Genomic DNA, 18,859 nt, shown 5'->3' with positions numbered 1-18,859 from the left:
CAGATCTTAATAACCGTCATTCTGTGGATTCAATTTGTTATTGAGATCGATTTCAATCTGAGGCACAGGAAAGACATTATGAAAATCGCGCACTTTATCTTTTCCCGCCGCTGTCATCGTAGTTACTAGTCGTCCTGTGCGAACGAGATCATACCAGCGATGTCCTTCGAAGCAAAGCTCAAGGCGACGTTCACTCAGAATAGCTTCGCGGAGCTCGTCTTGGGTAAGATTTTCAAGCGGCGCAAGCCCTGCACGTGTTCTGATCGCATTAACGGCGTCGTAGATTTCTTGTGTTGGACCTGTATCTTCGTTGGCTGCCTCTGCAAAGTTCAACAGCACTTCAGCGTAACGCATGTACGGATAGTTATTATCCGATTGGTATGCTGCTGTTGCATCTACGTCCACCCACTTGTTGCAATACCATTTGTTATCTGTTCCCTTTGTAAAAAAGTAAGGAAGACGCTTGTCGGTTGGATCAAATGCGGCGTATAGCTCAGGCGTTGGTTGAAATGATCCAAACCCGCGACCTGCAACTTTGTTATTTTCCTGCGCAAAGAATGCGATCAAATTACTTCCTTGTCCTGAAGGGCCGCTAACAAATTGTGCATCCCAAATAGATTCCTTACCATACTCATTGTTCACGTCGAATACATCTTTGTAATCGGCCCATAGCCCATAGCCAAATTCAGCCGCCATTACTTCTTTCGCTTTGTCGGCAGCAAGCTTGTATTGATGACGCGTAAGGTAGACGAGTGACAAGTAAGCTTTCGCTGCGCCTTTTGTTGCTCTACCACGGTCGGCGTTGGTATAGCTCAACGGAAGCACCGCTTCAGCATCGGTAAAGTCCTTGAGTATTTGTGTATACACGTCATCAACTGAAGAACGTTCCGGATACACGATATCATCGAGTGTATTCACTTCCGTTAACACAACGGGCACTTTTCCGAATAGCCTAACCAAGTTGAAGTAGTAGAACGCGCGTAGAAATTTAGCCTCTCCAACAAGCCTTGCTTTCAATTCTTCGTCCACACTGGGGATTGGCGGTATGCGTGTAATGGCTACGTTGCAACGCGTAATACCGCGGTAGTAATTTTGCCATGCCTCACGCAGAATCACATTTTGAGAGGTGTGCTGATAATTATCCAACTGCACACGATCGTTGTTGTTGGGCAGCGGAAACATATCATCCGTGGTAATGTCTCCCAGAATTACATAGTTACGATTTGTGTCACCGTTTGTTCTGTTGACAGCGTAGCAGGAGGTGACAGCTGATATCGCATCACCCTTTGTTTTATAAAAATTTTCCGGAGAAATGAACGATGCCGGATCTTCATCTAATATGTCGCATGACGAAAAACAGATCATCGTGGAGAGCACTAGATATTTAATATGCTTTTTCATGATTTCACTTTTAAGGGTTGACTAAAATCCAAGGTTAACACCAAACATCACTGACTTCGCCGCCGGATAACTTCCGTAGTCCGTTCCTTGGCTCAACGTTTCCTGACCATAGCGACTTACTTCTGGGTCATAGCCAGAGTAGTCGGTAATGGTAATTTGATTTTGCGCGCTCACATACACTTTCGCGGTGTTGATTTTGAAGCGCGACAATACTGCCGATGGAAAATTATATGCGAGTTGAATGTTCTTCATCCTGATGTATGAGCCATCTTCGATCTGACGACTTGTAACTTGATAAGGCGTTCCTTCAGATTTAGCACGCGGAATTGTATTGCTTGGATTTGTTTTCGTCCAACGATCCAACACATCTCTTGATTGATTACTCACACCTGTCATCGACTCTAATTCAAAACGATTCAAGTTGAATATGCTATTACCATGAACACCCTGGAAAAATACCGTCAACTCAAAGCCTTTATAGGTGAAGGTGTTATTAAATCCGAACGTGAACTTTGGTTGTGCATAACCGAGAATTTTTCTATCGCTTGCATTGATTACGCCATCTGGATTGTGGTCAATGTAGCGACGATCACCAGGCTTCGCATTCTTTTGTGCAGATGCGGCAACCTCTTCGGCCGTCTGGAATATTCCATCTGATTCAAGTCCGTAGAATACACCGATTTGTTCACCGATGCGAAGAATTCCAGAGTTGGATAATTGTAAGTGACCACTCGCACCGCCTGCAGGAATATCTGCGGTAAATTGTCCAAGGTTCAAGATTTTGTTTTTGTTTGTCGCGAAGTTAAAGTTCGACGTCCACTGAAAATCGCCATCGAAGTTTACCGTATTCAAGCCAATCTCGAAACCTTTGTTTTCCACTTCTCCAAGATTCTGCAATGAATTGGTATATCCTGTAGTGATCGGCAAGGGAACGCTATACAATAGATCAGATGTTTTCTTGTGATAATAATCCGCCGTGAGCACTACACGGTTTGTGAACAACCCAATGTCGATACCCACATCAAATTGTCCAGTAGTCTCCCACTTCAGATCAGGATTCGAAATTCGGTTTGGTCCATAGCCAATCAACAGCGTGTTTCCAAAACTATAATTGAATGCAGCCAAAGCCCCCAAAGATTGAAACGTACCGATTTCCTGATTACCCGAAAATCCATAGCTGACACGAAGTTTCAAATCACTTACTTGCGGCACATTCTCCATGAACGATTCTTTAGAAACTCGCCATGCGAGTGATCCCGAAGGGAAAAAGCTATTCTTGTTCCCTTGCCCAAACTTAGACGATCCGTCTACGCGTCCGGTGATCGTCGCGAGATATTTACCATCGTAATCATAGTTCACGCGACCGATATAGGAGCGCAATCCCCATTGCCACACATTCGAACCACTCGTATTTGTTGTTTGCGCCGCGCCGAGGTTATTATCTTGTAAAATGTCGTTACCGAAATTCTGCGCACTTGCGCGCACATCATCAAAGTTGGCCTTTTGAATTGTATAACCAGCAAGCACATTGAAGTGATGCTTCTCGCTCACCGCGAATTGATAGTTGAGGGTATTTTCATTCAAGAGGTCAATGTATTGCGACGAATAAATGGCGCCGACACCGCCCGACTGAGATCCCGCATAGGTACTATTCGGTGAATAATTTCTGTTCTTGCTTAAATTCATGTTTGTCCCTAAGAGAACTTTGAACGTAAGGCCCTTCACGATTTCATATTCCGCCGTAAGATTTCCAAGAATACGCGTTGCTGTAGTTTTATCTACACGATCATTGGCCAGCGCCACAGGATTATTAATCTTAATCGCTCCGAGACGATTCTCCAGGGTGTAGGTTCCATCAGGGTTACGCACTGGAACTGTTGGCGAAAAATTCAGCGCGCCATACACGACACCAGCTCCTGATCCACCGTCGCCATCAGTAGCCACACCGTTGGTTACGGTGCGAGAAAGTGTGAGGCTATTGCCAAACTTCAGTTTTGAATTAATCTTGCGATCGAGGTTGATGCGAAGTGATGAACGATTATAGTCCGAATTGATAACAATACCTTTCTGATCGAAAATGTTTCCAGAAACGGCGTACTGCATTTTATCATCGCCACCGGAAAGGGTTAACTGATAACTTTGCATTGGCGCCGTGCGAAAAATTTCATCTTGCCAATCTGTCCCTTTTCCAAGCTGAGCAATCTGTTCCTCGGTGAATGCCGGGGCTTTTGGAAAACCTGGCTTGCCAACATTATCTTCATTCACGTTTGCAATACCTTCGTTAATTAAGGTTGCCAATTCAGTGGCATTGAGCAGATCTAATTTCTTTCTTACTTTCTGTACACCGTAATATCCTTCGAAGTCGATATTCATGCGACCTTCTTTGCCACGTTTTGTTGTGATGATCACAACACCATTGGCACCGCGTGAACCATAAATTGCCGTAGCCGACGCATCCTTCAAGATGTCGATCGTTTCAATATCATTCGGATTCAAATTAGGGCCAGCTTCGTTGTATAAAGGATATCCATCAATAACATACAAAGGCTCGTTACCGGCTTGCAATGATCCACCACCTCTGATGCGGATAGAAACACCGCCACCTGGAGCATTCGACGATTGTCTTACCTGCACACCCGGTGCGCGTCCTTGAAGTGCTTGCGACAAAGAGAGCAGTGGTTGAGATTTAATTTCTTTTGTAGACACCGACGCCACTGATCCGGTAAGATCGCTTTTCTTTTGCGTTCCGTAACCGACGACGACAACTTCATCTAATTGCGAAATGTCTGCTTCCATGCCGACGTCGATCGAGCTTTGATTGTTAACTGCAACTTCTGTATTGCGCATACCAATGAACGTAAACACCAACACGCTTTGTGGCGGAGCAGCAATCACATACTTACCATTCGTATCAGAAACGGTTCCGGTGGAAGTACCTTTTACAAGTACATATACGCCGGGCAATGGAGATCCGTCGGAAGTGACGGTTCCGGAAACAGTGATGTCCTGTGCATTTACCATCACAGGAATCATGAGTACCAAGAGTAAGAAAGCTTCGCGCAGAAGCGATCGCCTCGGTTTTTGTAAAACGTTAGACATAATGCGGATAGGTTATGGGTTAAACTTCTTAACACGACACACGATTGGGTTAAGATCGCGCACGGACATCGTCATTGCGATTAGCTCGGCGATGTATCTATAGGACGTAATGGTATTTTCCCTCCCTGACAACGATTGAGGAAAAGGTGCAAAAAAGTTTAGCTTTTCCGCAACGAAGATTTTCGGATCACTAGCTCGGGCATCAAGACCACTTTTTTAGGAATGAATTTTTCAGTACCCGACAACTTCGTTTCCTCAAGAAAAATATCGGATGCGATATTCCCCATACGCTTGCAATGCTGATCAACAGACGTTAATGGCGGATCACTAAACATGGTAAAGGGTTCGTTGCTAAATCCGATGATAGCAATCTGTTGTGGTATGTTGATGTTATTTTCTTTACATACTTGCAACGCGCCCATGGCACCTAAATCACTCGACGAAAAAATTCCATCAGGTATTTCTTGCAACGTCAATAATTTCTCCATGCTTCTTCTTCCGTCGAGCAACTGCATGTCGCTTTCGATCACATAGTCGGGAACAAATGGAATATTATAATCTTGCAAAGCTGCTTTATAGCCACGCAACCGTTCACGATAAATCGAAATCTTCTGCACGTTTGTAAAGTGTGCTATTCTTCTACACCCTTGCTGAATGAGGTGTACAACGGCTTTATACGCACCTTGATAGTCGTCGATAACCACGTGACTAATTTCCAGTTGATCATTGTAACGATCAAACAGTACCAGCGGAATACCTTCGTCTATTACTTTATTGAAGTGACTAAAGTCGAGTGTATTTTTTGAAAGCGACGCAATAATACCATCAACACGCGAGTTCATGAGTGCTTGCACAGCCGCAGCCTCTTTCTTCGGGTCTTCGTACGTCTGGCAAATCATCACTTGATAATTTGCATGGTTAGCAATTTCTTCAATTCCCCTTACAATGGAGCCAAAAAAATTACGATCAGCAACAGGAATAATAACACCGAGAATATTACTCTTACCACTGCGAAGTGCAGCTGCCAAATTATGCGGTCGATAACGAAGCTCTTTAGCGATGCGTGTGACGGCAAGTTTTGTGTCGTCGCTAATGCGCGGGTGATCATTCAACGCTCGCGACACTGTCGACGCTGTGATGTTCAATTCTTTTGCTATGTCGTGGATGGTAGCTTTCTTCCTGTTCATACACATCGTTTTTCGGTACACATCCTTATAAGCTACTTTAGTGAAAGCATCATGGCAATGCCGCGTTCCAAACCCCTCAGTTCGGCGAGTCCGCGCAACCTACCTATAGCGGAATAACCAGGATTTGTTTTCTTCTGTAAATCATCCAACATTTGATGACCGTGGTCAGGGCGAAACGGTATCGGCATTTCACGCTTCTGTTGCATTTCAATTAAGTTCTTCATCACCGCCGGCATGTCTGCATCACCTTCGAGGTGATCTGCTTCGAAGAAATTTCCCAGGTCATCACGTTTTGTATTCCGTAGATGAACGAAATTGATACGATGTCCTAATCTTTTCACCATTCCAGGTAAATCATTATCAGCACGAACGCCATACGATCCTGTACAGAAACAAATTCCGTTAAAGGGCGAATCATACGCATTAATAAGTTCGAGCGCATCTGCTTCTGTGCTCACCACGCGCGGCAATCCCAAAATTGAGAATGGCGGATCATCGGGATGAATTGCAAGACGAACGCCAACAGACGCTGCCACCGGTGCTACTTGTTGGATGAAGTAGTAAAGGTTGCTGCGTAATTTTTTATCATCAATGCCGCTGTAGCTATCCAACGCCTGTTGAAATTGTTCAAGTGTATATCCTTCCTCCGCTCCGGGAAGGCCAGCGATGATATTTCGTTGAAGTTGTTGCAGTTGTTCTGGCGTTGCTTCACTTAAATATTTCTTCGCGCGTGTAAGAATCTCCTCCGCGTAATCCGCAGCTGCATTTTTTCGTTTTAAGATAAACACATCAAATGCCGCAAACGCAATGGCATCATAGCGAAGTGCCCTCGATCCATCGGCAACGGTATACGCGAGATCCGTACGCGTCCAGTCTAAGATCGGCATGAAGTTGTAACAAACTGTTGTGATGCCTACGGTAGCGAGGTTTCGAATGCTCTGTTGATAGTTGTTTATGTATCGTTTAAAACCTGGAGCTTGTTTCTTAATATCTTCATGAACGGGAATACTCTCAACAACAGACCACGTCAGCCCGGCGCTTTCAATTTCTATTTTTCTCTTTTCAATTTCCGCCACTTCCCACACTTCACCATTTGATATATGATGCAGTGCTGTTACCACGCCAGTAGCACCCGCTTGACGAACATCACTCAAACGCACAGGATCTTTTGGGCCGAACCATCGCCAAGTTTGTTCCATCATCTTCATGCTACTGTACATTTGATGTCACGACTTGTTCTAGCGTAGGCCTTCATCTTTAAGGCGCTTGGTAATTCGTTCGAAACCGTTTTTGAACGGCACTTGCGCTTGGCGTTGATCATGTTTTTCTAATAAGAAGCGGAAAAATTCGAATTCCGATTTTAGCTCGGGGTGGTCGATAAAGATTTGTTCAATGCGGCGTCGATCCTCGGGAGAAGCTTCGCCCGCGAGGTAGCGCGCGATCAATGCGTAGATTTCCGTAGGATGAGATTTGACTGCCACATCTAGAAGACGGGAAAAGGCCGCGTTACCCCTACAAGTCTATGGGTTCAAATGTTAAGATCGCTCAGAGCAGGGTTGGTTTGACGAGGTTACGTAGCTGCTTTAGTGCTCGGCCCATTTGCGTATCCACCGTTTTTATACTGATCTGAAGGAGCTCTGCAATCTCTTTATACATGAGTCCCTGGTCGCGGCTTAGCAGGAAAATCGTACGACATTGGGTCGGAAGCGTGGCAATCGCGACCTCAATCGAGTGGTTGAGTTCTTGAAAAACGAGGTCTTCGTCGGCAACCGATTGCTTACATGGAACGTCGGCGGCGGTTTCCAATTCCAAGCTTTTTTCGCTCTTCATTTTTCGGATAGAATCCAGCGATCGGTTTCTTACGGCGGTGTTTAAATAGGCATTAAAAGATGCGCTGATCAGAATTTTTTTCCGGTTTGCCCAAAGCGTACAAAAAACATCGTCAACGATTTCTTCGGCTAATTCGCGGCTTTTTAACATGCGCGATGACAGTGAGCAGAGGTGTTGATAAGTTCGGTTGTAGATCTTTTCGAAGGCATGATAGTCGTCGCTGTGAACTACGGAAGCGAACAACTCATCGAGAGATGCCGGCTCTTGTGCACGTGTTTCAGGCGCACAAAAATTTTGGGAAAGTTGTGCTGAAGGAGTCTGAATTTGTGTTATCATGCGCAATCGATTGTCCTTATTTTTATACGATTGTAGCAAGAAAAACCGCTTAAGAATTGCATTTATGAAAATATTTTATAGAGACCGTTCCCGGGATCGGTCCCAACCGAACCGCAAACCTTCGAACCTTATCATTTTTACTGCATGAGCTCCAGTTCTGTCACCATAAAAGATATCGCCAAAATGCTTGGCATATCTAAGTCGACGGTGTCGCGCGCGCTTTCCGAACATACCGATGTCAACGCTGAAACACGACAACGTGTAATCGAAGTAGCACGCAAATTGAACTATGCCCCCAACACCATCGCGCTCAATCTTAAACAACAACGCACTAATATTATCGGCGTCATTATACCGGAAACGGTCAATCGATTTTTCGCAAAAGCTATTGGCGGAATTCAGCGTATTGCAAACCTCGCTGGGTATAATGTGATGATTTGTCAATCCGATGAATCATCTACAACTGAAAAGAATAATTTGCAATCTCTGATCGCAGCACATGTCGACGGCGTTATCATTTCCGTATCCAGTGAAACAGATCACACCGACCACTTCGATGCGTTGTTACAGCGAAATATTCCGGTAGTATTTTTTGATCGCATCAGCGAATCGCTGCAAACATCTCAAGTTGTTACAGACAATTATGAAATTGCCTTCGAAGGCACCGAGCACTTAATCGCGCAAGGGCGAAATAAAATCGCTATTGTTGCAGGTCCACTCAATTTATATGTCAGCAAGCATCGCTTCCAAGGATATGCTGATGCCTTGAAGAAACATAACCTCCCCTTGCGAGATGAATACATCATCCATTCCAATTTCCATAACAGTGATATCGAGGCTTACACAAAACAATTGATCAATCTTCCTGAACGTCCTGACGCTGTTTTTGCGATCAACGACTACGCGGCGATTGAGATGATGTATCATTTTAAGAAGCACGGTATCAGAATCCCTGAAGACATCGCGATGCTTGGATTCAACAATGAGAATATTTGCAAGTTTGTAGAACCGCCTTTGAGTAGTATCGAACTTTCTTCCTACGATTTAGGAACCACAGCTGCCGAATTGCTTCTGAGGCAAATCAAAGGCTCTAGAGAACTTGAAAAAAAATTAGTCAAGAGTAAACTTGTTATTCGAGAAAGTACAGCCGGCAAAAAATCGTAACATTAAAAAGGTGGATGAATTTTTCATTCGATCCACCTTTCATACCTGTCACCGCACGTTAGCTGCTGATTCTGTTAAACCACAAGTTATCGTAATAGATGTAGCTATCTATCGAGGACTTCCAATAATCTTGGCTACCACCGCGGAAAGTATGGAACCAAAGATTTCTGATAAGTCGTTTGCCATCGTTGGTTGTCCAACGGATATCTTGATCGAGAACTACTGTACCATTGATTACAATTTGTACGTGGCCATTGGTGCTGCTTCCGGTGTTACTCTTCGCATACATGTGCACTTTGTACCATTGACCTTTGTTGATTGATCCACTTGACGGATAACTGCGACCGAACGTATCGCCGAACTGTCCGGGTTGATCTCGATAGTACACATAAGGTTGAAAGAAAACTCTTGAACCTGTATTGTACCACATGATACGAAGGCTACCACCGTTACCATCCCATCCTGGATCGCCGCCGGCATTCCCGTCGCCAATCCCGAATCCGAATCCTACTTTACCACCACGACTCCAATCGAACTGACTATGGTAACGAACATCAAAATCGAGTTCATATGCAGAGCCATCCGATACGTCGACATTTGCAATAACACCACCTGCACCAGACAGCGCATTTTTCAAGAGCGTAATACGGCATGACCCACTTGAGATGTACGCACGACTGTCATTCCATCCGCCTACATTACCAAAATCTGCAGCCGCAGATCCAGAAGCGTAGGTTCCATTTCCGTAGTTGTTCCAGTTCACAGTACGGGATGAATAAATAGCACGCGGTGTAGCGGCATCACCGTCAGCGACAACTTGTGGTTCGACTACATCCTCCTTACAAGAGAATACGGTGAACGCCATCAGCATCATCGAGATTTTGAGCAACGCGAAGCGCGGCGTCTTCGACATTCCAATTTTCCAATTGTACTTCATAGTTTAAGGGTTAAGTAATTATTGATTGGTTTAGTGTGTGCGTTTACGGCCTGGCGCGCGACGACAGCAGTGCATTTTCTTCTCCTACTTTTAATCGTTCCTCCACAAAAGCAATCCGCGCCAAAAGGTCAGGATGTTTCGGATTGAGATCCTTTGCTTTGGCCAATGCTTGTGCGGCCTTTTGTAGATCTTGTTGTATCAGCTGTGCTTCCGCAATGTTGAGGTATACGTTTGGTGAATCCGGAAAATGCTCCAAGCAAAATTCGAATACGCGAATAGCATCTGCTGGCCTGTTAAGCCGATAAAGCAAATTCACCCCCGGCTGACTTAGTTCCTCCTCGGAAATCGCATAGACGTCCCGTTGTGTTTCGATGATCTCATACCAGGCGAATGCGCTATCGAGTGATCCGGTGGCAGCCACCGTCTTGCTAAATTGAATGCTCACAGGAATCTTAACTTGTAGTAGCAACCTATTTAAGGTCAAGTTCAGAATTGCTTGATTCACAAAGTTTGCCTCGAAGTCTCCGCTTATATTGCTTATGGTTATCACGCCTACACGTTCTTCGGGTAGGATAGTGAGATTGCTCGTGAAGCCATATGCATTTTCGCCTTTCGAAAAAAAAGTCTTTTCCTCAGCGTGTTCTATCTCCCACCCCATACCGGTGAAATGATTGGCGTCAATTTGATAAGCCCGCTTGAAAAATTCGCGGATGCTTTTCTCTTGTAAGAATTGCTTTTTTTCAAGGACACCGTTGTTGAGGATCATTTTCAACCAGCGGCTGATGTCATGCAAGGTTGTATGTAAACCACGACTGCCAGCGTGCTCTCTACTATACGGATACATATCCGATTGCTTGAGGTCGTAAGAAAGCCAATTTGAAATGTGAAAAGGTTGCGCCAGTTTGTGTGATGATAGATCGCGAACCGAGAAAGACGAATGTTTCATCCCCAAGGGTATCAATACATTTTTTCGCGCATACGATTCAAAGGAATCACCTGTTACTTTCGCTACGAGGTCTGCAAGGATGTCGTAGTTGTATGGCGAGCGCTTGATTTTTGTGCCGAAGGGAAAATCCGGTTGCTGATGTTCAATACTACGCGTAGTTGTTTCGAGCGCATGATCATCATAAGATGGGGGATCAAAAATCACGTCATGATGGGGAATGCCAGACGCATGCGTCAACATATGGCGAATGGTAACCCCGCGATAAGTGTTGCCGCCGAGTTTGAAATACGGAAGGTGTTTTATAATGGGATCATCAAGAGAAATTTTATCCGCATCTACCAACCGTAAAATCGTAGTGGCGACCAATAGTTCGGAGATATTTCCGCTATAAAAGACAGTAGTATCGGTGAACGAAGTGCGTTTATTATCGGCGACACCTTCGTAAAAGAAATTTACACCTTGTGCATCGACGAGCGCTACAGCCAACCCTGGAATTGGATAGGTGTGATGAATCTTGTTCACGAACGAATGAATATCATGCTTTTGTGAAGTCGATATTTCAACAACACGGTTGTTGGGGTTTTCACAACATGTCAATAAAAATCCGCATACAAACACAACGGTAGTCCTAGTGAAAACACAAACGATTGCGTTTAAGGGGTTAAAAAAAATGGAGCGAATCCATTTCAAATCAAGCGGTGTGTGCGATCGAAAATAATGATCTGTCATGTGTTTGAGATTTTCTTCATTCAGTCCTTCAACATCACATGCACTGAAATAAGCAGTGCGTCGGCAGCACAATACATTCCGTGTATGATGATGACGCAGAACATTTTTTTAACCCCTACATTTTTTTTATGAAACATTTCCGGTCTCGTTCCCAATTCCAGGTCACCTTATTTTTTGGCAATCTTTTTCTTTAAGGAAGATCGGATTGGCGATCATTTCATAACTTTAATGACACGCCTTCATGAAAACACCAATACACCTTCTTGTTACCGTATCGATACTTCTGCTCATGAAGCTTGAATGCTACGCACAGGCGTCGACAACAACGGACAGGCTATCGGTAAAGATTGCGACGGGCTTTGGAGATGAGCGATTGCATTGGACTATCGCCGGAAATTCTCAGGGGAAGAATCCAAACATTCTTTCTGAATTGCATTGGAAAAACGTTCGTGGCCCGTTATTGGATATCGGTGTATCGGCAAAAATCAAACAACGATTTCTATTGAAGTTGTCGACCAAATACCAGAAAACAGTTTCGGGCACCGTTACCGACACCGACTACCAGGGAGACGATCGTACAAACCAATCTTTTTTTTTCAAGGCAAACGCTGATAACGGATTTATCTTCGCTTTCGATGCGCAAATAGGATATCATTTCAATATCAGTGATCGAATTTCGCTCGCGCCCTTGGTGGGATTTACACGCGATCAGGCGGATCTCAAATTGCTTGATGATGAATCATTCGGCGATCAAAAACTCAATAGCAGCTATGAAACTATTTGGAAGGGCATGATCGTATCGCTGGTCACAAGATTTGCAATCTCCGATCGTTTCGAAATCGCACCGATCTTCAGCTACAGACAACTTCGTTACAATGCTGTGGCCGATTGGAATTTAATAGATGAGTTTCAACATCCCACTAGCTTCAAGCATTACGCAAAAGGATTTGGCATCAGAAGTGTGCTGGAGGTTAGCTATGACATATCAAGAAACGTTTGTCTTTTGCTTCAACCGCAGTATGAATTTTCCGAAACCGGCCACGGAACCGACACCGTATTTTTTAAAAATGGACAAATTGAAAATACGCGGTTAAATGGCGTTGATCGTAAATCTTTCAGCATATTGATTGGCACGACGATCAACTTTTAGCACACCCCAAAAAGTTGTTTGCATCTTTCAACTTTAAACTTCCCATGTAGCTTTGCACCATGAAACGAATTTCACGCAACGGCATCTACTTTTGGCACTTTAACAACTTGGCTCAAGAAACAGCCATTGATCATTTTGTGAGTGATCGTCAAAGCGGAGAAAAAGAACTTACCCTTAGTTTTGGTAGCTCGCCCGACAAAGAAGAAATAAAACATAATCGTAAGCTAGTTGCCGAAGCGATGGGAATTACGCCTGATAAGCTCGTGCTTCCTTCGCAAGTTCACCTCACGCGCATTGTACATGTTACGCATGATACGTCCAAAGAATCGCTACTCGATACAGATGCACTCATCAGCAATGAAAAAGGAATTTGTATTGCTGTGATGTCAGCCGATTGTGTTCCTATCCTGCTTTACGACAAGTGCAACCATGCTGTAGGTGCTGTGCATTCAGGTTGGCGTGGCACGGTAGCAGGGATTTTGGCCAAGACATTAGCGAAGATGAATGAAACGTTTGGCACACGTGGCGAAGATATCGTGGCGGGGATTGGCCCTTCGGTGAGTCAGGAATCATATGAAGTGGGCGGCGAAGTAATTGCGGAAGTCGAGCGCGCTTTTGGAAATGATAGTGGCTTGATGATTAAAAAGCCGAATGACAAGGCGCAACTGGATTTATGGCAAGCGAATAAAATCCAATTGCGTGACTTTGGCGTGCCCGACGATCAGATAGAAATTTCGGACCTATGCACGGTTAAGAACAATCAACATTTCTTTTCTGCCAGAAAAGGTGACGCTGGCAGATTTGCCGCGGGCATTATGCTTCGTTGACTAAGCCTCGATTTTCCGAACCTCCGTTTTTGAAAGCGTGTCATGAAGTCCACCGCTTTTATTAAAAAACGACAATTGCTCCAAGGGAATTAGCCGTGCGAAAGTGCGTTTCATCACTGCTGTCTCATCCGGTACAGTACCATCCACCATCTGTACGCGTAGGTTCAGTAATATTTTTCCAGGCGTGAAGAAGAAGATGCGTTCAAAGAAAAAGTAAAACACAACCAAGAGGAACAATAGTAAAAGCCGTCCAATAATTCCTGACGATTCGAAGCGCAACGCGAGGACTATGTTCACAAACAAAACCAAGTCAATGGCATAGCCAACGAAACGAGTCCAAAGAGAAGGTGCAGACGTTGTGACTTTAGTAGGGGTATTTTTTAAGATGAGGAGCACGATAAACGCTGCACCTCCAACGATCAACAGGCTAATAAAGGACATGATTACCAGAATTCCTTCGGAACCTTGTCTGTCGAATAATATCCGCAGCACTTGTGTTGTTGCCATGAGAAGTTTAAACGCCAGGATGCACGCGGCGAGAAAGGCAATCAACTTCAATCCTCTTTCCTTGATTAGATACCAGATACCAAGTCCGATGAATAGCGGCATGAGTATGAGTTGGTCGGTGGGAAACATCAGTCCATAGTCGCCTAGCGGAACGCGACCGATGAATGGCAGATCAACCCGGAAAGGTCGGAAGAAGGTAAGGTAAGGGAAATAAACAGGCTCTAGTCCGAGAATTTCATGCATCATGAAGGGGTCTGATGCAATGAGCGCAAAGTACAACAATGTGAAAAAGAAGCAGACAATGGGAATGATCGTTCTGCGATGTTCAAAAAGTATTCGAGGTTCCATACTTCTAAAGTACAAAAAGCCCGTGATACGAGGGAGAGCTTTTAGTGGCTGATGATCGCGGTGAGGGGATAAAAAAATAAACCCAACCAAAGGTCGGGTTTATTTTTTGTGCGTAATGCGCAAGGATTACTTCACGTGCTTGTTCACGATTTTAGCAAGCTCGAACATAGTGATTTGATCTTTGCCACCGAAAACTAGTTTAAGTTTCGCATCAGCGTTGATCGCTCTTCTGTTTTTCTTGTCTTGAAGACCATTCTTTTTGATATAATCCCAGATCTTTTTAATGATTTGAGTTCTTGGAAGGCCTTTGCTACCTACAACTGCTGCGAGTGCTGGGCTAGGAGTAAGCGGAGCCATGAACGCTGCGTTCGGCTTTCTTTTTTTCTTAGGGGCAGCTGCTTTCTTTTTAGCTACCTTCTTAGCCGCTTTCTTAGCTACCTTCTTAACGGCCTTTTTCGCCGTTTTCTTAGCTGCTTTTTTTGCAGCTTTCTTCGCTGTTTTTGCCATAGCGTTTTTTAGAATTTAGTGGTTTAATAATCCTCTTCGGATCTTAAGCTTAAGCTTTCTTCTTCTTAGCAGCTTTCTTAGCAGTTTTCTTAGCTGCCTTCTTTGCTACTTTCTTAGTTGCTTTCTTAGCTGTTTTTTTCTTTGCTGCTTTCTTAGCAGATTTTTTCGCTGTTTTTGCCATAGCGTTTTTAATTTAAATGGTTAATAATTTTGTTTTAGTCTAGGTCTCTCCTGCTTTTCGATACTCATTGTCGGCTCTCCAACCTTCAACTTTCCCTACGTTCGCATACCTAAACCGTCTTAAATGTAGAGTGTCATTTTGAATTATCCTAATCTTCTGTTTTTCATAGGAGAACTCGACACACTTCTTGTCTAAAAAAAATGTTGCCAACATCGACGCATAAAGGGCTTGCAATCACGCGGCACACATCCTACATCATTGAAGTTATCCACATTTTCTCCTATGAAAAAATGCGTTTTCCCTAGGGAAAACCGTGTTTTTTATTGCTAAAAGTAATTCATGAAGAATTTACACCTACATCATTTCTCCTATGAGAACATGCATGTATCATCTCGCATCGCGTTCACTTTCATAGGGAAAAATCACCAAAAAAAATTTTCAAATGCGCTTGCTTCCGCGTGACTTTTTTTGAAAAGTTACACGCTTAACGCTGATAAATGAACGTCGATCGTACTTCATGATGATAACACGACACGCATCAACCGACAACTATCCCCGCAAAATTCGTGGCGCATATTGCTTCCTGATAAGCCACTCGGCAAGAAGCAAATTCGGAATCCAACCGAGCCATGCAACGATCATGTAAAGCGTCATGGGTGGTGGATGAAGTATCATCACCAGAACAAACTTCCAGGCGCGGAGCGTTAATGCGGATAATGTGAGTGCAAAACTCCTGATCATCCATTCACCGTGGGAGACGAAATCACGATCGCGAATCGCCAACCATGCTTTCGCCGTTGTCCATAGCCAAAAGAAACTCAATGTCACAAAAGCAAGCTGCGATGTCCATCCACCATTGGCATAAAAAGCCATGATCAACCCGGCTGGTCCTGAGATGAACAACAAAATCACGACATACATCTTCCCCACGAGCTTGTGAACCGCGCTGTACCGCTTCTTCAATGGCGAAAAGAATTGTGTAAAACCAGCTATCAACAAAAAGATGCTACTGAAAACATGCACGAAAAACGCCGTACGCCAACCATCATTGTCGATTACCGCGCGTTTGATCTGAAGAAAACGCACATCACGCTCGAGCGAAAGATATGGAAGGGTGATCCGCAACATGAGGAAACTGAAGAACAGAAGCGTCACCAACGCTAAAAATTTAGTTACCTTTAATGTATTCCTCCTTACCATTACACCCAAAGTTAATCGTTATATGAAAATCAGAACCTTCGCCCCGGCCTTTCTTATCGCTGCCCTTTTCTTCAGTTGTACATCCAAAGAAAAAACAGGTAGCACGGCCACGCCTGTCGATAGTAGTACCAGTGCGGCCACACCCGAAATGCGAGCTGTAAAGATCGACGCTCGGAAGATCGGGCCCGAAAAGTCCGAAGAGCAAATACAAATTGAAAATGCCATCGAGAAGTTGGAGGCGAATAAGAACAACCCCGTGGTAGGTTACTGGGTGGGCGCGTTCGGGAAAAACAAAATCAATATTGCCATTGCCGAGATTCAGGATAACAAAGCACTTGGCTATACCGTGTGCGCCGGAAACTTCAGACCCATTACAGGTTCCGTTAAAAACAATAGCGACTCAGTCTACACTTTTACCATGGACGAACCTGGCACGGATCAATACGACGGTCATTTCGAATTTACGATACGCACCAGCAGCAACCAGATGAAGGGCACATGGAGCCCTTTCAAGAAAGGGGCGGCCTCAGCGAAAACATTTGTCCTTCACAAAACCGACTTTGTCTATTCCACCGACCATGGCATTTTTGAGATTGCTTCACAAAGAGTTCTTGAAGAAAGTGACGTGTATGACCTCGCACTGGAAGAACTCGCGCTGATGCGTAATGAAATCTATGCCCGACATGGCTATTCCTTTAAAGACAAAGAAATGCGCGCCTACTTCGATACAACAGCATGGTATGTACCCATGGGAATCGATATTCGGGATAATTTAACCGACGTTGAAGTGCAGAACATTGACCTGATTTACGTTTACGAAAAATATCAAGAAGAGCACTACGACGACTATGGACGGTAATCGACGGTCTCCTCGACGCAACTACGCTTTTACTTTGCTCTCCACCAGGTTGAGCATTTTCAAGGTAGCTGTGATGGCCGCAGCCTGCTGATCGGATTCGAAGCCGCGGGTTTTGAATACCCACTCATCGAGTTCCCATGTGATGATTGTCTCTACGAACGCATCGGTTCTTCCTCCTGGAGGAATCGATATTTCATAGTCCGTTAACTGTGGTAGTTTTTTACCGAGTTGGTCATAAATGGATTTGACCGCTTGCATGAACGCATCATACTGACCATCGCCGGTCGACGTCGCCTCATAAACCTTACCATCGATTTCAATGCTAAGCGTCGACACCGGTTTTAAGTTGTAGACGTGACTTGAATAGTAATTTCTGATCTTGATCTTTTCCGCAACGGCTTCTCTGCCCAGCACGTCGGAAATAATATAAGGAAGATCTTCTGTCGAAATATTTTCCTTTTTGTCGCCAAGCTCAACAACACGCTGTGTTACCCGTCGCAGTGATTCCGGATCAAGTTCAATCCCCAATTCTTCCAGATTTTTTTTGATACTCGCATTTCCCGAAGTTTTCCCTAGGGCATATTTGCGGCTCCTGCCGAAACGTTCCGGTATCAACTCATTATGATAGAGGTTTCCTTTGTTATCGCCATCCGCATGGACACCACAAGTTTGAGTGAACACGTGCTCACCAACCACCGGTTTATTTTTCGGAACACCAATACCCGAGAACACTTCAACCAACTTACTTACGCCAACAAGCTTCGCTTCGTCAACGGAAAAATTCACTTGAAGATGATCCTTCAACATGGCTACGACGCTTGACAACGGCGTGTTTCCAGCGCGCTCACCTAGACCATTCACGGTAACATGTAATCCTGCAGCGCCAGCTTTCACGCCTGCAAAACAATTTGCCACAGAAAGGTCGTAGTCGTTATGCGCATGCAAATCGAAATGTAATCCAGGAAATTTGTCAACCATTTGTTTCATGTAGCTGAACGCTTCGTCCGGATTTAAAACACCCAACGTATCGGGTAACATGAATCGCGCGATCTTTTCATCCTTCAATGCATGGGTGAGAAAAAATACGTACTCTGGTGAGTTACGCATACCATTCGACCAATCTTCGAAGTAAACATTCACTTTGATCCCCAATGTTTCTGCATGCGCCAAAGCCTTCTTGATGTCGGCCACATGCTCTTCAGGAGATTTACGAAGTTGTCCTTGCACATGCTTCAAAGAACCTTTGCAAAGAAGGTTGATCACTTTACCGCCAGCTTTATGAATCCAATCAAGGGATCGATTATCATCAACAAAACCGAGGATCTCAATGCGGTCGAGATAGTTGTTATCTTTTCCCCACTTCAGAATTTTAAGAGCAGCTTCGTATTCACCATCGCTAATGCGTGCAGACGCGATCTCAATACGATCGACTTTTACCTCCTCCAACAACATTTTTGCAATATTCAACTTCTCGGTTGCTGTGTAAGACACACCTGAAGTTTGCTCCCCATCACGCAGGGTGGTATCCATGATCTCGATGTACATATCCTTCTTCCGCACGTTTTCTTATGGTTGGAAAACGGGACTTCGAAATTACAGATACTTCTTCTACCTGCGCAAGGAAGAGCGTTATACTAGAGAAAGATTTGAA

The 18,859-nt window shown here is 44.4% G+C and carries 17 protein-coding genes; 4 read left to right on the top strand and 13 right to left on the bottom strand.

Annotated features, from left to right (window positions below; translation table 11 throughout):
• Positions 1-6 precede the first annotated feature (6 nt).
• From DQQ10_RS11590 to DQQ10_RS11565, 6 genes are all read right to left on the bottom strand, one after another.
• Positions 7-1,401 carry a RagB/SusD family nutrient uptake outer membrane protein gene (locus DQQ10_RS11590; RefSeq protein ID WP_112747037.1) on the bottom strand — a complete coding sequence of 465 codons (1,395 nt, stop codon included), beginning with the start codon at positions 1,399-1,401 and terminating at the stop codon, positions 7-9.
• Positions 1,402-1,422: 21 nt separating this feature from the next.
• Positions 1,423-4,500 carry a SusC/RagA family TonB-linked outer membrane protein gene (locus DQQ10_RS11585; RefSeq protein WP_112747036.1) on the bottom strand — a complete coding sequence of 1,026 codons (3,078 nt, stop codon included), beginning with the start codon at positions 4,498-4,500 and terminating at the stop codon, positions 1,423-1,425.
• Positions 4,501-4,658: 158 nt separating this feature from the next.
• Complete coding sequence (locus DQQ10_RS11580) at positions 4,659-5,687, bottom strand: LacI family DNA-binding transcriptional regulator (protein WP_112747035.1); 1,029 nt, start codon at positions 5,685-5,687, stop codon at positions 4,659-4,661.
• Positions 5,688-5,719: 32 nt separating this feature from the next.
• Positions 5,720-6,889 carry a mannonate dehydratase gene (gene uxuA, locus DQQ10_RS11575; protein WP_221409722.1) on the bottom strand — a complete coding sequence of 390 codons (1,170 nt, stop codon included), beginning with the start codon at positions 6,887-6,889 and terminating at the stop codon, positions 5,720-5,722.
• A 36-nt stretch (positions 6,890-6,925) separates the two neighbouring features.
• Positions 6,926-7,168: an anti-sigma factor gene (locus tag DQQ10_RS11570; protein WP_112747033.1), complete on the bottom strand. Its 243-nt coding sequence runs from the start codon at positions 7,166-7,168 to the stop codon at positions 6,926-6,928.
• Between the two features lie 64 nt (positions 7,169-7,232).
• Positions 7,233-7,853 (bottom strand): RNA polymerase sigma-70 factor, encoded by a 621-nt coding sequence (locus tag DQQ10_RS11565; protein ID WP_112747032.1) that lies wholly within the window; start codon positions 7,851-7,853, stop codon positions 7,233-7,235.
• Between the two features lie 144 nt (positions 7,854-7,997).
• Here DQQ10_RS11565 and DQQ10_RS11560 point away from each other — a divergent pair, with 144 nt between their 5' ends.
• Positions 7,998-9,017: a LacI family DNA-binding transcriptional regulator gene (locus tag DQQ10_RS11560; protein ID WP_112747031.1), complete on the top strand. Its 1,020-nt coding sequence runs from the start codon at positions 7,998-8,000 to the stop codon at positions 9,015-9,017.
• 58 nt (positions 9,018-9,075) lie between these two features.
• Here the strand turns inward: DQQ10_RS11560 and DQQ10_RS11555 are convergent, their stop codons facing one another.
• Positions 9,076-9,954: a polysaccharide lyase gene (locus DQQ10_RS11555; protein WP_112747030.1), complete on the bottom strand. Its 879-nt coding sequence runs from the start codon at positions 9,952-9,954 to the stop codon at positions 9,076-9,078.
• Positions 9,955-9,997: 43 nt separating this feature from the next.
• Positions 9,998-11,422, bottom strand: a complete 1,425-nt coding sequence (locus DQQ10_RS11550; protein ID WP_165823903.1) for a serine hydrolase — start codon at positions 11,420-11,422, stop codon at positions 9,998-10,000.
• 448 nt (positions 11,423-11,870) lie between these two features.
• On the opposite strand from DQQ10_RS11550, the gene DQQ10_RS11545 reads away from it, so the two are divergent.
• The gene (locus DQQ10_RS11545; protein WP_112747028.1) at positions 11,871-12,779 is read left to right on the top strand and encodes a hypothetical protein; all 909 of its coding nucleotides are present in this window, start codon (positions 11,871-11,873) and stop codon (positions 12,777-12,779) included.
• A 59-nt stretch (positions 12,780-12,838) separates the two neighbouring features.
• The gene (pgeF, locus tag DQQ10_RS11540) at positions 12,839-13,606 is read left to right on the top strand and encodes a peptidoglycan editing factor PgeF (RefSeq protein ID WP_112747027.1); all 768 of its coding nucleotides are present in this window, start codon (positions 12,839-12,841) and stop codon (positions 13,604-13,606) included.
• Here the strand turns inward: pgeF and DQQ10_RS11535 are convergent, their stop codons facing one another.
• The 4 genes from DQQ10_RS11535 to DQQ10_RS11525 form a co-directional block, all read right to left on the bottom strand.
• Positions 13,607-14,461 carry an RDD family protein gene (locus DQQ10_RS11535; RefSeq protein ID WP_112747026.1) on the bottom strand — a complete coding sequence of 285 codons (855 nt, stop codon included), beginning with the start codon at positions 14,459-14,461 and terminating at the stop codon, positions 13,607-13,609. It abuts the gene before it with no gap.
• Between the two features lie 126 nt (positions 14,462-14,587).
• The gene (locus DQQ10_RS11530) at positions 14,588-14,968 is read right to left on the bottom strand and encodes an SWIB/MDM2 domain-containing protein (protein WP_185147030.1); all 381 of its coding nucleotides are present in this window, start codon (positions 14,966-14,968) and stop codon (positions 14,588-14,590) included.
• A gap of 49 nt (positions 14,969-15,017) precedes the next feature.
• Positions 15,018-15,149 (bottom strand): hypothetical protein, encoded by a 132-nt coding sequence (locus DQQ10_RS28310; RefSeq protein WP_262511768.1) that lies wholly within the window; start codon positions 15,147-15,149, stop codon positions 15,018-15,020.
• A 549-nt stretch (positions 15,150-15,698) separates the two neighbouring features.
• On the bottom strand, positions 15,699-16,349 hold the full coding sequence (locus DQQ10_RS11525) for a DUF2306 domain-containing protein (protein WP_112747275.1): 651 nt from the start codon (positions 16,347-16,349) through the stop codon (positions 15,699-15,701).
• A 22-nt stretch (positions 16,350-16,371) separates the two neighbouring features.
• On the opposite strand from DQQ10_RS11525, the gene DQQ10_RS11520 reads away from it, so the two are divergent.
• Positions 16,372-17,208 (top strand): YARHG domain-containing protein, encoded by an 837-nt coding sequence (locus DQQ10_RS11520; protein WP_165823902.1) that lies wholly within the window; start codon positions 16,372-16,374, stop codon positions 17,206-17,208.
• Between the two features lie 21 nt (positions 17,209-17,229).
• Here DQQ10_RS11520 and DQQ10_RS11515 read toward each other — a convergent pair whose 3' ends face one another.
• The gene (locus DQQ10_RS11515; protein ID WP_317047936.1) at positions 17,230-18,768 is read right to left on the bottom strand and encodes an alpha-isopropylmalate synthase regulatory domain-containing protein; all 1,539 of its coding nucleotides are present in this window, start codon (positions 18,766-18,768) and stop codon (positions 17,230-17,232) included.
• Between the last annotated feature and the right edge of the window lie 91 nt (positions 18,769-18,859).

It is taken from the genome of Pseudochryseolinea flava (genome assembly GCF_003286915.1).
Classification (GTDB): domain Bacteria; phylum Bacteroidota; class Bacteroidia; order Cytophagales; family Cyclobacteriaceae; genus Ohtaekwangia; species Ohtaekwangia flava.
Note: the sequence above shows the minus strand (reverse complement) of the source record. Positions and strands in the feature narration are given on the sequence as shown.

Coding starts and splice junctions, on each gene's coding strand:
- DQQ10_RS11590 (WP_112747037.1), bottom strand. CDS start 1,401: ATGAAAAAGCATATTAAATATCTAGTGCTCTCCACGATGATCTGTTTT.
- DQQ10_RS11585 (WP_112747036.1), bottom strand. CDS start 4,500: ATGTCTAACGTTTTACAAAAACCGAGGCGATCGCTTCTGCGCGAAGCT.
- DQQ10_RS11580 (WP_112747035.1), bottom strand. CDS start 5,687: ATGAACAGGAAGAAAGCTACCATCCACGACATAGCAAAAGAATTGAAC.
- uxuA (WP_221409722.1), bottom strand. CDS start 6,889: ATGATGGAACAAACTTGGCGATGGTTCGGCCCAAAAGATCCTGTGCGT.
- DQQ10_RS11565 (WP_112747032.1), bottom strand. CDS start 7,853: ATGATAACACAAATTCAGACTCCTTCAGCACAACTTTCCCAAAATTTT.
- DQQ10_RS11560 (WP_112747031.1), top strand. CDS start 7,998: ATGAGCTCCAGTTCTGTCACCATAAAAGATATCGCCAAAATGCTTGGC.
- DQQ10_RS11555 (WP_112747030.1), bottom strand. CDS start 9,954: ATGAAGTACAATTGGAAAATTGGAATGTCGAAGACGCCGCGCTTCGCG.
- DQQ10_RS11545 (WP_112747028.1), top strand. CDS start 11,871: ATGAAAACACCAATACACCTTCTTGTTACCGTATCGATACTTCTGCTC.
- pgeF (WP_112747027.1), top strand. CDS start 12,839: ATGAAACGAATTTCACGCAACGGCATCTACTTTTGGCACTTTAACAAC.
- DQQ10_RS11535 (WP_112747026.1), bottom strand. CDS start 14,461: ATGGAACCTCGAATACTTTTTGAACATCGCAGAACGATCATTCCCATT.
- DQQ10_RS11530 (WP_185147030.1), bottom strand. CDS start 14,968: ATGGCAAAAACAGCGAAGAAAGCTGCAAAAAAAGCAGCTAAGAAAACG.
- DQQ10_RS28310 (WP_262511768.1), bottom strand. CDS start 15,149: ATGGCAAAAACAGCGAAAAAATCTGCTAAGAAAGCAGCAAAGAAAAAA.
- DQQ10_RS11525 (WP_112747275.1), bottom strand. CDS start 16,349: ATGGTAAGGAGGAATACATTAAAGGTAACTAAATTTTTAGCGTTGGTG.
- DQQ10_RS11520 (WP_165823902.1), top strand. CDS start 16,372: ATGAAAATCAGAACCTTCGCCCCGGCCTTTCTTATCGCTGCCCTTTTC.